We start from the raw sequence: 15,218 nt of genomic DNA, 5'->3' as shown, positions 1-15,218 counted from the left end.
TTTAGATCAGTTTAGAAATCTTAAAATTTTGTATTATATTAATGAAGAAAATTAGTAATTTTTTTTTTTTTAATAAAAATTAAATAAATCTATATGATATTATAAATTTATCACAAACATAATTTATATTTGAGGAGGAATAACATGTTTAATATAATAATAAATTTACTTATAATACTTGTTGGCGTAACATTTATTTTTTTAGGGATTTATGGTAACCATAAAAAAGTAATGAAATTAAATATTAAAAATAAAAGTGTATTAGAAAAGTACCTTAAATCCCAAAGATTATTAGATTTTATAACAGGATTTTGTTATGTTATATTAGGTATATTTTCGGTTGTAAATCTACTAACCGGTGAACATGTAGGTCTTTTGAGTAGTATTATCCTAGTATTAAATACAATAATTGATTTTGCAATTAATAAAAAATATCAAATAATAGATTAATAAGTAGTATTCTTATTATAAGTAGTAATCGTCTTTACAAATGGTTAAACTTTTTTGTAAATGTACAGCTGGTGCTTATGAAGATCTTCAATCATTTCACATAATGTATAATTGGTATCTTACAGGATGATATTGATGATGTTTATCGCCTCGTTGTACAGGTACAATTCTACGAGAATAGGAATATTAGAATACTATAATGCAATGTATAGCAATATATTGGAAGTAAAATTATGTACATAAAAAAATTTTAAATACTCAATAAAATATAGCCAATTTATATGATTATTGTAAAAGTTAATAAATAAAAGATTTTGTGAAAGAATAATAGGAGTTTTAAAATACATTAAATAAAAGTTTAAGAGGACAACGATTATGAAGGAAAAAATAACCTCATATCAATTTTTAGCAATAATGTTTTTAGCACCCTATGGAACTGCTAGCTTATTTTTTCTAACACCAGAGACTAAAAGGGATATTTGGATTGCAATGCTGTTTTATTCATTAGTTTCTATAATTATTCAAATGATTTATATAAGCCTTTTTAATAAATATCCTGGGGATTCTATAGTAACATATTTACCTAAGATATATGGAAAATGTATTGGATTTATAGTGAGTATTATATATATATGGTTTTTTGCATATGATGCCGCTAGAGATTTAAGAGATTTTACTGAACTTACAACCTCTTTTTCACTAATAAGAACGCCTATGTACATCACCGCATCAGTTTTTATGATCGTTATTACCTATAGTGTTTATAAGGGTATTGAGAATATAGGAAGCATGGCGCAGATAGGTTTTATAATTATGATATTTTCTAGTATTATTATTTTTATATTATTATCTATAACTGATGAGGGTGTTTTCAAATTTTATGATATACTACCAATTTTGCATGGAGGTTTCATAAAATTGATTTCAAAAGGATGGAAGCTTTCTATGTTTCCCTATGGTGAGTTTATAACGATGACTATGCTGTATCCTTTTCTAATACAAAAAACTAAATTGAAAAAAACTGTGATTTTTACATCAATTTTAGAAGGGGTATTTCTTGCATTAAACAATATTTTATTTATAGTAACTTTAGGAAATGAATTTGCTAGTTCAAATAACTATCCTTTGCTTCAAACTCTTAGATTGGTACATATTGGAGACTTTTTAAATAGATTGGATGTAATATTTATAGTGATTTTAATACTGGGTGGATTTTTTAAAATATCTATACTAATTTACGCATCAGCACTAGGAATTTCACAAGTATTTAAGGTTAAAAATTGGGGGTTGCTGTGTACTATATTAGGAGTATTAGTATTAATTACTTCACTAATAATGGCAAGAAATAATCCAGAGCATATAAATATTGGTTGGAATTTTGCATTAGTATATATTTTTCCTCACATTGTTTTTATAATTCCCTTAATAGCCCTCATAATTTATTATTTAAAAGGGCTATTAAAAGTGTAACTATCTTAATATTAAAAAATACTATAAAGTACTTAAGTTTTATTTATTTGTCATAGTAGTTAAAGAAGAGATCTTATTAGTTTGTTTGCTTTTAGCTAATTGCTACAGGAGTTTTTTATAATCTGCATTATACTTTACTATAATGATATTTTTAAGGAATTATTTAATAAGGAGATATTACTATCAACTTATTGCCAAAATGAATAAAAGAGTATATTATATAAGTGCCTACATGATTAAGGAGGAAGATAATGCCGCATACTGTAAATAAAATAAAAGTATTAGACAATAGAGGTAAATACCTATTTGATATTATACAAAAAAATGGCTCTATTACTAAAGGTCAGTTATTAGATATGACCAGAATAAAATTAAGTACACTGAATCGTAGTATTCAATTTTTACTTGATGAAAAAATTATTGTTGAAACTGCAATTGGTGAATCTACTGGTGGAAGAAGACCTATTTTATACGATGTAAATCCATGTGACTTTTATATTATAGGCTTGGATATATCAAGAACATATATTCAAGTTGTTATAACAAATCTAAAAATTCAAATAGTGGATGAAAAGACTTTTAAGGGTTCTTATAGTTTAGATAATTTAGCTAAAATCATTCCCAGTTGCATAGAAAATCTAATTTTGAAATTAAAGATTGATAAATCCATGATTATAGGGATTGGAATTGGTATAGTCGGTGAAGTTGAAAATAAAGAGTTCTATAAGCATATGTTAAAAAAAGAAATAGACGTTCCTATATTTATTGATAATGGTGCTAATACAGCTGTACTTGGTGAATATTATTTTGGATTAGGAAAATATAAAAATAATATCTCATATATTAACTGCGGTGTAGGAATAAGAACAGGTGTGATATCTTCCGGAGTACTTATACGCACAATAAATAATTCTGAAGATACTTTAGGACATATGATTGTAGATATAGATGGAGAGCATTGCTGGTGCGGCAACTATGGATGTGTAGAAAGTTATGCATCAATAACAAAAATAACGGAAAAGTTTATCTCAGAAGTAAAAAAGGGAAGAAGAATAGATCTAAACAAGGACTTAGAAGATATAAATTACATTGATATATGTAATTTGGCAGAAAATAAAAATGAAATTGCAATGAACATAATAGTGGATTCTGCAATTCATTTTGGAACTGGCCTTGCTAATTATATAAGGTTATTTAATCCTCAATTGATAATTTTAAGTGGTCCACTTATTAAATATTCACCTTTATTTTATGAAACTTGTACAGACATAGCACTTGAAAAAAGTCATATTGGCAAGGATATAAAAATTGAGTTTAATCGAGGAGGTTATTTTGGAGATAAATCTATTGCTGTGGGAGCAGCAGTAATGGTTATACAAGAAATATTAAAATTATAAAGTAAGGACGTGAAATTATGAATCCAATAGCATTTTCAATCTTTGGTCTTGACATTAGATGGTATGGAATACTTATAGCTACAGGAATATTATTAGGTTTATTAGTTGGAAAGTATAATTGTAAGTGGAGAAAAATTAATTATGATACTTTGTTAAATGTTGTATTAATTTCTCTGCCTATTGGCATTATAGGTGCAAGACTATACTATGTAGTATTTCAGTTTAATAGTTACAAGGGTAACATTATCGACATGCTTAATATAAGGCAAGGAGGACTTGCTATTCATGGTGGAATTATTTTTGCTGTTATAGTTACACTAATATATACGAATTATAAAAAGATTAGTTTTTTAAAAGTAGCAGATGTTGCAGCACCATCAATTATACTGGCACAGGCTTTAGGTAGATGGGGAAATTTCTTTAATCAAGAAGCACATGGTGGTCCTGTCAGTTATGAATTTATTAAACATTTTCCTCATTTTATTCAAAATGGAATGAATATAGGGGGAACGTACTATCATCCAACTTTTTTATATGAATCTACATGGAATATCATTGTATTTTTAATACTATTATATCTGTTAAGAAGAACTGAAAAAATAGGCATAGTATTTTTCACATATATTGGCTTGTATTCTATAGGCAGGTTTTTCATTGAAGGATTAAGGACAGATAGTCTTATGTTTGGACCTATTCGAGTTGCTCAATTAGTCAGTTTAGGCGGAGTTGTTATTTGGATATTATTTCTAATTTACAGTTATAAAAGAAAGAAGTAATTATGAGGAGGATACAATGATAAATACAATACTATTTATCCTAATTGGAGGCATTGCTGGAATATTAAGTGGAATGTTTGGAATTGGTGGCGGAGTTGTAATTGTACCATTATTGATATACTTGTGTGGATTCAGTCAGTTAAAGGCACAGGGAACATCCCTTGCTATTTTACTTCCACCAGTAGGTATTCTGGCTTTTATAGATTACTATAAAGAAGGGCATGTTAATTTACAAGCAGGAATATTGATGTGTATCTTCTTAGTTATTGGTTCAGTTTTTGGTGCAAAAATAGCTCATGTTATACCATTATCAATTTTAAAAAAGGGTTTCGGAATACTTATGATTTTAATATCATTAAAGATGATATTTTCAAAATAAAGAACATTATTAAGACAAAAAAAGATGAATAATTTTAATTTCTTATAAAGATTAGCGGGAGCATTTGTGGCATGGACTGAAAAGTAAAATTCAATCATTCTTCAAAATCTCAAACTTTAAGATATATAGGAATTACAGATTTAGGATAAGTATAAGAATATATTTTAATAAGAAATTTGCAGAATATTTTTATATATGTTATTATTAAAATAATATGTTTATAGCTAAGTATAAGCTATTTAATTTCGGTTGAACAAATTTTTATTTGATTTCAAGAGAATATGACTTTTGGGGTGGGAAGTCCTTTATGGGACTTTCTACCCTTTTTTGATATTTAGGAGGAGGTATATATGGAAAAGGTATTATTGAGTATTGTATTAATTCTTATATTTACAAAGATAGGCGGTATAATAAGCAGAAAATTAAAAATGCCTGAAGTTTTAGGAGCATTAATTGCCGGTGTAATACTTGGTCCAGTTGTATTAAATATTGTGCAATATGATGACAATATTAAGCTGCTCTCAAATCTTGGAGTAATTATGCTTATGTTTCTTGCAGGACTTGAGACTAATGTAGAAGAGTTTAAAAAGGCAGGACTGTCCTCATTCATAATTGCAGTAGCAGGTATCATACTTCCACTTGTTTTAGGAACTTTAGGTGCATATATGTTTTTCCATAATTTTTGGGAAAATGTATTTGTAGGCGTTATTTTAACTGCCACAAGCGTAAGTATTACAGTAGAAACTCTTAAAGAACTTGGAAAACTTAATACAAGAGCAGGTATAAATATTCTTGGCGCAGCTGTAATAGATGATATTTTGGGACTTATACTTATATCTGTAGTTCTTGCAGTAGCACAAACTTCTGGTTCAAGTACTGGAACTGCAGGAACATTATCAATTATATATGTATTTATAAAAATAGTTTTATTCTGTGTGTTTGCTATAATTGGAGTAATATATATACCAAAATATATGAATAAATTTACGAATTATATAAAACCAGGAAGAGAATTTCTTACGTTTTCTATAGCCTTTGCTATATTAATAGCATATATTGCTGAAAGCTTAGGTATAGCAGCTATTACTGGCGCATATATATGTGGACTTATGCTTTCGTCACTCACCCATAAAGAATATCTGGAGAGAAATGTTAAAGCAATTTCATCAGGATTTTTATCTCTTATATTTTTTGCAAGTGTTGGAATTGAAGCAAACCTAAAGGGAATTAATTTGGAGGTAATTTTTATTACTTTAGTTATGTTTATTATAGCAGTAATTGGAAAATTAATAGGATGCGGTGGTGCTGCAAGGCTTCTTAAAATGAGTAAGAGTGAATCAGTCCAAATTGGAACTGGTATGATTTCAAGAGGTGAAGTGGCTATAATTACTGCAAATATAGGTCTTCAGAAAGGAATAATTTCAGAAGAAATATTTCTTCCAACTTTGATTGTTGTAATATTAACTACAATTATAACACCTATTCTACTGAAATTAGCATTTTCTCATAAAATAGAAAAAAGTATCGAATTATAACAAATAAGACACAATAGTTTTTATATTCTTCGTAAACTATTAAATATCCATAAAATTTACTTTTCAGTACATGGCACGAATGCTCTCTCCACCCATTTATAAAAAATTGAATTTTTTATAAATGGGGGCCAATTTTTTATATTTTAGTTGTTTTAATACCGTTTGATCTTTGCTTATGATTTATTTATAACAATAGGTATATTTACGTATACACATAATTTTAAAATATTTTTCTATCCATAATTCCACCATAATTGTATTTTATACTGAATTTGTAAACACGAAATAAGTTTTACTAAAAATTATGTGTATATAAAATGAAAGGACAAGATGATATTATGAGAAGATCAAAGCTTGGTTGGAGCTTAGTATTAACTTTTTCCATTGTCTGCCTCATAGGTTACGGTATTTGGAGTTTTAACTTTGTTAAAAATAATTGGACTTTTGCACATTCTTACAATAATATAGGTACAATAGAAAATTCAACTACTACATCTACTAGTAATAAAAATATCCGAGATTATAAAAATTTTGGAGGTATGATGAGTGGATATGGTATGATGAGTGGATATGCATTCCAAAATGGAACAACTGCTGTATCTTATTTAAATGAAGATACAGCAAACAAACAAATGAAAAATTCCTTAAAAGGTGCCACTATAGATAAAAAAAATAATACTATTACTTTTTCTGGAAAATATATAACTATTGTAATGCTTGGTGGTCCTGAGACTGCTGATGGAAAATTTGTCGTTGGTGGTTTGATTAATCCTACTATTCAAGTTCCTAAGGATGCTACGATTTCTCTAGAAATGATTAATGAAGATGAAGAAATGCCTCATGGAGTAGAAATCACGAATGCTAATTCACCTTACTTCTATATGACTATGATGCAAGGTGGTATATATAATGCTAATTCCGTTGTTTCACCACTGCCTCCAGCTTCAAATGATAATTATCCTTCGGCAGTTACTATCTTTACCGCTGACGGAAATGGAACATTTTATTACATTTGCCAATACCCCGGTCATGCAGCAAAAGGTATGTATGGAAAATTTATTATTAAATAATTTAGCATAATAGAAAGGAGAATATAATTATGATGTATTATGGATTTGGCTATGGAGGGATGTTTATGATGTTAGTACCTATAATTCTTATTGCTATTATTGTTTACGCTATTATTAAATTAAAAGATCATCCAAGTCATGGTGATTATTATAATAATAGTGATAACAGGGCTTTAGATATTTTAAATGAACGTTATGCCAGAGGAGAGATCACTGAGGAAGAATATAACCAAAATAAAAATACAATTATGAGAAGGTAGAGTTAATTCTTCTAAGATTTCAAGCACCTATGTTCTTAAAAGGATATAGGTGCTTTTTAAAATACTATAAAACTTATCTCCACAAATATTCTATCTTGTGCAGATTGAGACAACCTATTTGGGGTAATACCAGTAGCTCTGTAACCATGGGCAAAGTAACCGATGATTAATGGTAGTTTCTCATATTTTCAATGTTACACAACAGAGTTTTGCAACATTCAGAATGGCCTAACAGTGGGAATTAAAGAATATTATATGAATAGAGTGTTATTGAATGTTACATAATTATAAAATATAATATTACTATGCAACAGTTAATATGTAAGAATTTATTTTAAATCATGGTAAAAAATGATACTATATAATTAGCCGTCAGTAACTTTATAATATTACTGACGGCTAATTATAAACTACTGTATACCAGACATTTTTCTACATTCTTCTGCACATGTACGACATTCTTGAGCACATTTTTGGCAATGGTCATCTTTAAACATTGCACATTCCTGGGCACATTTATCACAAATAGTAGCACAAAGGCTGCAATGGTTTTTTGCAAATTGAGCATCCATTGACATAAGTGCTGATGACATTTCACACATTCTAGCACATTCAGCAAGGATGCTTATACAGTTCTTTCTTGCCCCAACATCTGGCTCATTTAGACATGCTTTAAAGCATTCATAACATGCTTGAGCACATCTGTTACATTCATCAATACATGTTTGATATTTATTTGTAGTCATAGTTGCTATTCCCACATTAAACACGCCTTTTTATTTTAATTCTTTTAACGAAATTTAGCATGTGAAAAATAAAGTTGTTTTATACAAATGAAATTAATAAAAACATTATTTTATATGTAACATTACTTAATTTATAGATTCATTATATTTTCTATTTAATATTATTCTCTATATTGTGGTTCCTCTGACTTTACAAAATCAAATCTACTTTGAAGCGTCTGTGCTATATTTTCAGCTGTTTGTGCTAATTGTTTAAAAGTTTGTTTAGCTTGTTGATCGTTTGTATCCATCGAAAATGTTTTCAATTGACTAGCTAATCCTTGAGCACTTGTTAAAGCTTTTTCAATTTTATTTACTGTAGTCATAGTGAAGTCCTCCTTAAATATATAATTTTACAACATTAGTATGTATAAATTATAAGAACTTATTCTCTTGGGTTTGTAAAAAAACTCAACGATTTACATAATATGAAAAATTATTGTACAAAATATAATTTGAGGTGATAATAATATGCAAATACAACTTAGTCAAAAAGAAAGAATGTTTTTAGAAGATGGAAAACTTCAAGAGGAAATTTGTGTTGAAAAATATAAAAAGTATTCTCAGCAGGTCCAAGATGCACAGTTGAGTCAGCTTTTTAATAGACTCTCTGGTGAGGAACAACATCACTTGGATATTATTAATGAAATGCTTCAAGGTCAACAACCAAATTTAAGCCACACTCAACAAACTCAGCAACCGTTGACTCAAAGTACTCCCCAAGGAGCTGCAAATACTCAACAGGATAAAATGCTTTGTAGTGACTTGTTATCTACAGAAAAATATGTTTCAGGTACTTATGATATTGACATTTTTGAATCTGCTAATCCTGTAGTTAGGCAGGCAATGCAGCATATTCAAAAAGATGAACAAAGGCATGGTGAAGAACTTTTTAATTATATGAATAGTCATGGAATGTATAATGTAAAATAAAATATTATGTAAAAAGATAAATTAATAATTTAAATAAGAATAATTAATTTATCTTTTTATAAAATTCATATAAAGGTGATTTTATGAATATATATACTATTTTCTTTCAAGGAGAAAAATTAAGTATACTTGAATTATTTATTAGAACATCTATTTTATACTTTATGTTATTTGGCTCAGCAAAGGTAATGGGATTTCGTCAGCCTGGTATATTAACTTCATATAACTTTTTAATGGCCGCAGGTATTAGTCACATTGCTGCTTCTCGTATGGTCAATCCTAAAGGAAGATTAGTAGATGCAATAGCTATAATTATAGTATACACTTTAATTAATCTGTTTATTTCATACTTGTATTTTAAAGTTCCATATGTAGTTTCTCAAAAACCTATCATACTAGTTAAAAATGGTAAGATAATAAAGAATAATCTTTCAAAAGCAAAACTGACAATCGATAATTTAATTTCAATATTAAGACAAAAAGATGCACCTAATCTTGAAAAAGTAGAGTATTTAATTGCTGAATCCACTGGGGATTTTAGTGCTGCTGTAAATAATAATAATCTTCCTATAACTAAATTAGATATGGCAATGGATACCTCACAAGATATTTTATCTCGAATCCTTATTTATAAAGGAAAAATAGATGAAAAAATTCTTAAGGAGAATAGGTTGAATTATAATTGGATTGAGGAAGAACTTAAATCTAATAATATTGATAATGTAAGTAATATTTATTTAGGAATTTTAACTTCGGATAAAAAACTATATATAAGTTCATAGGAGTGAGTTTATGCTGAGGGTTTTTGGTGTTATTAAACACATTTCGTTATTTGGGTTTGTAATAAGAACTTTTATAGTAGGTATAATAGCTTTTTTAGTAGGAAGATATATATCAAAAAGAACTATAAATCAGCTTACTGCGTATGACTTTGTATTAGCATGGATACTTGGAGCTCTTACAGTTGCACCATTGTTAGATGGAGAGGTATCCTTTACATACATAATTGTTCCATTATTAACTTTATTTTTTTGGCATTATATATTTAGTTTTATATCTTTAAAAAATAGAAAGCTATCTTTATTTTTTAATGGAAAACCCGTAATTTTAATAGATGACGGGAAAATAATAAGAAAGAATTTAAAAAAACATTTTATAAATATTGATTTACTTATGAGTGAACTAAGACTTAAGAATATTTTTAATATTTCAGAAGTTAAATATGTAATTCTAGAACCTAATGGGCATTTTAGCATAATAAAAAAAGAATCTCATAGACCAGTTACTCCAACAGATTTTAACTTACTTGCTAAACCCGTAGATTTACCTTTAGTTATTATTAATGATGGTAAATTATTTGAAGAAAACTTAATTAAATCAGGAGTAGATAAAAAATGGCTTATGAATAATCTTGCTATGTACAATATAGATAATATAAAAAATATTTATATTGCTACCATAGATAGTTCTAAAAAATTATATGTTTCAAAAAAAGATTAACAATCTCTAAATATATGATAACATATTTAGTCACAGTATTCTTAAATTGTACAACATCAAGAGCAGAAATGCTCTTTTTTGCTTTCTTTAAGTATTAATAATAGTTTGTCTAAAGCATGGTCTATTTTTTACTTTTATCATAAAATTATGCATTCATTTATTAATATAAAAACGAAACCATGTCTCATTATAAAAGGGATATGTAATTTTAAATTTGGAACTAAATTTTGTAAGAACCATACTATGTTAATAGATAAATTTCTCTGGAGGAAAATATATGAACTATAATTTAAAAACATGTCCAATCACTTTAAACACTACAAGAATATGTGGAATTGATCCTATAAATACTGCAGTAGAAATATCAAAAATAGGCTTTTCAAGCATGAAGCCAAATGCAGTAATCTTAGTAAATAGGAGTGAAGTTTTTGATGGAATAGCAGCTTCTCCGTTAGTACACTTCCCTATTGATGCTCCAATCTTATTTACAGATGGAAATATGTTAAATAATGAAACATTAGCTGAAATTCAAAGATTATCTCCAATGGGCTATAAAGGTATACAGGTAATTTTGGTTGGTAATATTTCTAGGAATGTGGCTTTAGAGCTGAATAGGTTAGGACTTAGAACGTATCAAGTAACCGGCCGAAACCATTATGAAACAGCTTGTAAAATACCTGGTGAGAGAAAAGAATTTGAAAATATACTTATAATGTCTGGTGAGGATTTCTCTGAAGGGATTGTTTCAGCCTTTTGGTCAGCTCACCACGGTGATCCAATTCTTTTTGTTCAAAAGGATAGTATTCCAAGTTGTACACTCGAAGCCATAAGAAAAATGCATAATATAAATGTCTATATTATAGGTTCAACTAAAACCGTATCGAAAGCTGTAGAGTCAGCTTTGTCTCAGTTAAATAATATAAATCATATCGTTAGAATTGATGGTAATACTCCCTACGATATAGCTATAAACTTTGCAGAATATGAGAATCCTATAACTAAGTTTGGTTGGGGAAGAAACTACAGAGAAGGTCATGCATTTACCTTTGGAACCTTAAGTAATCCCATGGCAATAATTTCAGGTGTGATACTGGCACATATGGGTAAACATTCTCCACTTTTATTAATAGAAAAGGACACAGTTCCTCAACTGGTAATTAATTATTTACAATCTATTAAACCATTACCGTCAAAGAATATGCCTCGTCCTCCTTTTATGCATGGATTTATCTTAGGAGATACCAGTCAAATAACATATAATGTTCAAATCAAAATTGAAGATACTTTATCTATTGAACATAAAATGATGGGTAACATAGATATTTATGATATGGCCTAATAGGACCATTACCAGCATAGCTGTCACCAAGTGGAAAGTAAAATTGAAAACGTAGTAATATCAACTATTTCATATAGATATGCATTTCTAAAAAATATTGAAAAGATGCTGGTATTAGGCCAATTTAATAAATGTTTAGAAGAATACGTTTTTTACTTTGCCCCTAGTTACACGGATGCTCCCATTACCCCTATATTGTAATATTTGTTTTTCATCTATTACACAAATACTATCATTGCATTCCTATTTAGGCAAATTGGTATAAAGCATTTATAAAAATCCATACTATTACTAAAAGCTTTATACTTGTTTCTATTATTTTATACTTAATGAAAATTATGTGATATAAAAAAATAAGGAAGGTAATGGAATGAATAAAGATTATATTACATTTATAAAGGAAAAACTAAAAGATAATGTGGATGTAAAAAACAGAGAAATAAAGTGTAAAAAAGGTTACATATATATAATATTTATTGACAATTTAACAGATTCCCATTTTATAAGTCAATATATAATTGAACCTATTGTAAAGGAGAGAGACAATATTGAAACTGCTGAAGATATTAAAAAAAATATTATATTTGCCAATTCCATAGGAAATATAGATACCAGCCATGACATACTGCTGCATATACTTTCAGGAGATGTAGTTATAATTTCTGATTTTTATGATGGATTAATATTTTGTGAAGCAAAGAGTTGGGCCAGAAGGCCTGTATCTATACCAATTACGGAAAGTATTATAAAATGGCCAAGGGAAGGATTTACAGAAGCTTTTGTAGATAATATTTCTCTTATAAGAAGAAAAGTTAGAAATGCAGACTTAAAATTTCAAAGTATGTATATTGGGAAAAAATCTAATTCAATTGTAATACTAGCTTATATAAAAGGCGTAACCAGTAGTAATTTAGTATCTCAAATAAGAAAAAAACTAAAAGAGATGGATGTAGATTTTTTACTGGATACAAATTATATAGAAGAACAATTAAAGGAAAAGTGTACTCTTTATGATACTATAGGCTATACTGAAAAACCAGATGTAGCAGCTTCTAAATTATTTGAAGGAACTCAATAGCAAGACGAGATTGTTCGAAGATGTTTTGAGAAGGAAGGTATTTATGAAAATTTATAAAAAAGAATGGTTTGGTAATATCAAAGGAGATATTTTAGCAGGGATTGTTGTTTGCTTAGCTTTATTTCCAGAAGTTATTGGGTTTATGATTGCCGCTGGAGTGAACCCAATCGTTGGGGTGTACGCAACATTCTTTATCACAGCAATTGCAGCATTTTTCGGTGGACGAACAGGCTTGATTTCGGCAGCAGCAGGCTCAGTTGCGTTAGTATTAGCACATTTAGTAGCTGAGTATGGGGTAGAATATTTATTTGCTGCAACAATTTTAGCAGGTGTGATTCAAGCAATTTTAGGTTTCTGTAAAGTTGGAACATTAATGCGCTATATTCCTAAAACAGTAATGATCGGTTTCGTAAATGGGTTAGGGATTATGATGTTCACATCGCAAGTGGGTCATTTCAAAGGAAATCTCACTTTACCTGTACTCGGAATTATCGGGGTGGCTATTATTTTTCTATTTCCGAAAGTCACGAAAAAGATTCCTGCACCAATTGTTTCGATTTTAGTTGTTTCCGTGATTGTACTAGGATTAAATTTAGATGTAAAAAGGTTAGGCGACTTGGGCGAAATTTCAAGCAAACTACCAAGCTTTGGGATTCCAAACGTACCAATGACATTGGAAACATTGAAAATCATTTTCCCTACGTCTCTTTCTGTGGCAATTGTTGGATTAGTAGAATCTCTATTAACCGCACAATTAGTCGATGAAATAACAGGGGAAGAAAGTGATAAAAACCGTGAGTCAGCAAGTCAAGGGTTAGGGAATATTGTTTCTGGTTTCTTCGGTGGAATCGGTGGTTGTGGTATGATTGGACAAACCATCATCAATCTTAGTTATGGTGGGATTGGTCGTTTGGCGACATTTCTATCTGGTTTCTTCATGTTGATATCAGTCGTATTGTTTAACAATGTGGTTGTGCAAATTCCTATCGTTGCTTTAGCAGCAGTAATGGTTGTCGTTTCTTTTGAAACAATCAACTGGGAATCAATCAAGCGCTTGAACGTTGTACCAAAGAGCGAAGCTTTTGTAATGATTTTAACTGTTGTAATTGTATTAGCAACACATAACTTGGCATATGGTGTGGTTATAGGAACATTAATGAGTGCAATTTTCGCAGCATTCAAAATGTCAAATGTCAATGTGGAAAAAGGTACTGTGGAAGAGCCTTATCATTATAAAGTATACGGAAATCTTTATTTCGCATCAGCTGAAAAATTCCTAGATTTCTTTGCAAATGAAATCGAACATGAAGAAGAAATAATAATCGACATAAGTGCAATGACATTATGGGATTCAACGGCGGTTGAAGCAATTGATAAATTAATTAACAAAAATAAAGATAAAGGCGTGAAAACAACTTTTATCGGTGCGAATCAACAAAGTAAGAAACTATTTAAAAAAGTTTCAAAACGTAGTGCATAAATAATAAGCATGTTAATATAATCATTTGAATTGCTTTCAAATTAGTGAATAATATTCTTACAGGTTGAATTAACTTCAATTAATGCAATCTTGTAAATTATTCTGTTTCTATTCGTATTGAGAGAGATGGTCAAATTTGAATTGCCATATTAGAGAAATTAAAAATCAAGAATTGTCAATAAGTGCAGCAATCATTAGAGAATCATTTTTAACAGTAGCGAAGGAATTTGATTTAACAAAAGAGAATTGCCCAACAAGTGGTGCATTTATTTAAACCGAAAAACTTGCAAATGATAAATCAAAGGGAATAAAAATGTTTGGTTTATTCAAAGATACCATTCAAATAGGATTCGTTGCTATTTCAAAGTATGAGGATGATATTTACGAAATGAAAAAGCTTTCGGTGCTACCAAAATATGGTCATAATGATTATGGAAAAACTTTAATAAATTATGTTAAAGAATATGTGAAATCTTTGAATGGAAAACTAATTATCATAGAAATAATGGAAAAAAATAAAATATTAAAGCAGTGGTACCTATCATATAGATTTATGGAAAAAGAAACAAGGAATTTTTCGCATCTGCCATTTACAGTAGGTTTTATGGAATTAACATTGTAAAATGTGTATTGGACTTTTATTATATGAATTGAATAATTAATATCGTTAGGTCACCTTATTCTATTATTGTTCATTAACTAAAAAGGCATAACTGCCTTTTTTATTTGCATTTGTATAAGTATAAAATACCATATTATTACATCT

General features: G+C 28.8%; 18 protein-coding genes and 1 other annotated feature. Of the genes, 16 read left to right on the top strand and 2 right to left on the bottom strand.

The features are described 5' to 3' along the window. The first annotated feature begins 144 nt into the window (after positions 1 to 144). The 8 genes from ABF633_RS16185 to ABF633_RS16150 all read left to right on the top strand — a co-directional run bounded on the left by ABF633_RS16185 (position 145) and on the right by ABF633_RS16150 (position 7,337). Positions 145 to 450, top strand: a complete 306-nt coding sequence (locus ABF633_RS16185; RefSeq protein ID WP_415524927.1) for a hypothetical protein — start codon at positions 145 to 147, stop codon at positions 448 to 450. Positions 451 to 825: 375 nt separating this feature from the next. Next, positions 826 to 1,920, top strand: coding sequence for a GerAB/ArcD/ProY family transporter (locus ABF633_RS16180; protein WP_415524926.1), 1,095 nt, complete (start codon positions 826 to 828; stop codon positions 1,918 to 1,920). Between the two features lie 251 nt (positions 1,921 to 2,171). Continuing rightward, positions 2,172 to 3,317 carry an ROK family protein gene (locus ABF633_RS16175; RefSeq protein ID WP_415524925.1) on the top strand — a complete coding sequence of 382 codons (1,146 nt, stop codon included), beginning with the start codon at positions 2,172 to 2,174 and terminating at the stop codon, positions 3,315 to 3,317. Positions 3,318 to 3,334: 17 nt separating this feature from the next. Further along, on the top strand, positions 3,335 to 4,093 hold the full coding sequence (lgt, locus tag ABF633_RS16170; RefSeq protein WP_415524924.1) for a prolipoprotein diacylglyceryl transferase: 759 nt from the start codon (positions 3,335 to 3,337) through the stop codon (positions 4,091 to 4,093). 16 nt (positions 4,094 to 4,109) lie between these two features. After that, the gene (locus tag ABF633_RS16165) at positions 4,110 to 4,472 is read left to right on the top strand and encodes a sulfite exporter TauE/SafE family protein (RefSeq protein ID WP_415524923.1); all 363 of its coding nucleotides are present in this window, start codon (positions 4,110 to 4,112) and stop codon (positions 4,470 to 4,472) included. A gap of 247 nt (positions 4,473 to 4,719) precedes the next feature. Then, positions 4,720 to 4,775 (top strand) — a sequence feature (sodium ion sensor (DUF1646 type); this cis-regulatory element may regulate processes involved in with the transportation of sodium ions). Between the two features lie 47 nt (positions 4,776 to 4,822). Beyond that, the gene (locus ABF633_RS16160) at positions 4,823 to 6,007 is read left to right on the top strand and encodes a cation:proton antiporter (RefSeq protein ID WP_415524922.1); all 1,185 of its coding nucleotides are present in this window, start codon (positions 4,823 to 4,825) and stop codon (positions 6,005 to 6,007) included. A 338-nt stretch (positions 6,008 to 6,345) separates the two neighbouring features. Continuing rightward, complete coding sequence (locus tag ABF633_RS16155; RefSeq protein WP_415524921.1) at positions 6,346 to 7,077, top strand: hypothetical protein; 732 nt, start codon at positions 6,346 to 6,348, stop codon at positions 7,075 to 7,077. Positions 7,078 to 7,106: 29 nt separating this feature from the next. Beyond that, a complete protein-coding gene (locus ABF633_RS16150; RefSeq protein WP_415524920.1) occupies positions 7,107 to 7,337 on the top strand; it encodes an SHOCT domain-containing protein in 231 nt (76 codons plus the stop codon). A 410-nt stretch (positions 7,338 to 7,747) separates the two neighbouring features. On the opposite strand, the gene ABF633_RS16145 is transcribed toward ABF633_RS16150, so the two are convergent. Together ABF633_RS16145 and ABF633_RS16140 are read right to left on the bottom strand one after the other, a co-directional pair. Further along, the gene (locus tag ABF633_RS16145; RefSeq protein ID WP_415524919.1) at positions 7,748 to 8,083 is read right to left on the bottom strand and encodes a four-helix bundle copper-binding protein; all 336 of its coding nucleotides are present in this window, start codon (positions 8,081 to 8,083) and stop codon (positions 7,748 to 7,750) included. Between the two features lie 161 nt (positions 8,084 to 8,244). After that, on the bottom strand, positions 8,245 to 8,448 hold the full coding sequence (locus tag ABF633_RS16140) for a DUF1657 domain-containing protein (RefSeq protein WP_415524918.1): 204 nt from the start codon (positions 8,446 to 8,448) through the stop codon (positions 8,245 to 8,247). A gap of 145 nt (positions 8,449 to 8,593) precedes the next feature. Here ABF633_RS16140 and ABF633_RS16135 point away from each other — a divergent pair, with 145 nt between their 5' ends. The 8 genes from ABF633_RS16135 (at position 8,594) to ABF633_RS16100 (ending at position 15,074) form a co-directional block, all read left to right on the top strand. Next, positions 8,594 to 9,055, top strand: a complete 462-nt coding sequence (locus ABF633_RS16135) for a spore coat protein (protein ID WP_415524917.1) — start codon at positions 8,594 to 8,596, stop codon at positions 9,053 to 9,055. Between the two features lie 83 nt (positions 9,056 to 9,138). Next, positions 9,139 to 9,837: a YetF domain-containing protein gene (locus ABF633_RS16130; protein ID WP_415524916.1), complete on the top strand. Its 699-nt coding sequence runs from the start codon at positions 9,139 to 9,141 to the stop codon at positions 9,835 to 9,837. Between the two features lie 10 nt (positions 9,838 to 9,847). Next, a complete protein-coding gene (locus ABF633_RS16125) occupies positions 9,848 to 10,555 on the top strand; it encodes a DUF421 domain-containing protein (RefSeq protein ID WP_415524915.1) in 708 nt (235 codons plus the stop codon). 277 nt (positions 10,556 to 10,832) lie between these two features. Further along, positions 10,833 to 11,894, top strand: a complete 1,062-nt coding sequence (locus tag ABF633_RS16120; RefSeq protein ID WP_415524914.1) for a cell wall-binding repeat-containing protein — start codon at positions 10,833 to 10,835, stop codon at positions 11,892 to 11,894. Positions 11,895 to 12,264: 370 nt separating this feature from the next. Continuing rightward, positions 12,265 to 12,972 carry a spore germination protein gene (locus tag ABF633_RS16115; RefSeq protein WP_415524913.1) on the top strand — a complete coding sequence of 236 codons (708 nt, stop codon included), beginning with the start codon at positions 12,265 to 12,267 and terminating at the stop codon, positions 12,970 to 12,972. Between the two features lie 43 nt (positions 12,973 to 13,015). After that, positions 13,016 to 14,452: a SulP family inorganic anion transporter gene (locus ABF633_RS16110; protein WP_415524912.1), complete on the top strand. Its 1,437-nt coding sequence runs from the start codon at positions 13,016 to 13,018 to the stop codon at positions 14,450 to 14,452. Positions 14,453 to 14,588: 136 nt separating this feature from the next. Continuing rightward, on the top strand, positions 14,589 to 14,726 hold the full coding sequence (locus ABF633_RS16105) for a hypothetical protein (RefSeq protein ID WP_415524911.1): 138 nt from the start codon (positions 14,589 to 14,591) through the stop codon (positions 14,724 to 14,726). Positions 14,727 to 14,765: 39 nt separating this feature from the next. Next, positions 14,766 to 15,074, top strand: coding sequence for a GNAT family N-acetyltransferase (locus ABF633_RS16100; protein ID WP_415524910.1), 309 nt, complete (start codon positions 14,766 to 14,768; stop codon positions 15,072 to 15,074). The last annotated feature ends 144 nt before the right edge of the window (positions 15,075 to 15,218 follow it).

Source organism: Clostridium sp. (genome assembly GCF_047718555.1).
Classification (GTDB): Bacteria; Bacillota; Clostridia; order Clostridiales; family Clostridiaceae; genus Clostridium_I.
Note: the sequence above shows the minus strand (reverse complement) of the source record. Positions and strands in the feature narration are given on the sequence as shown.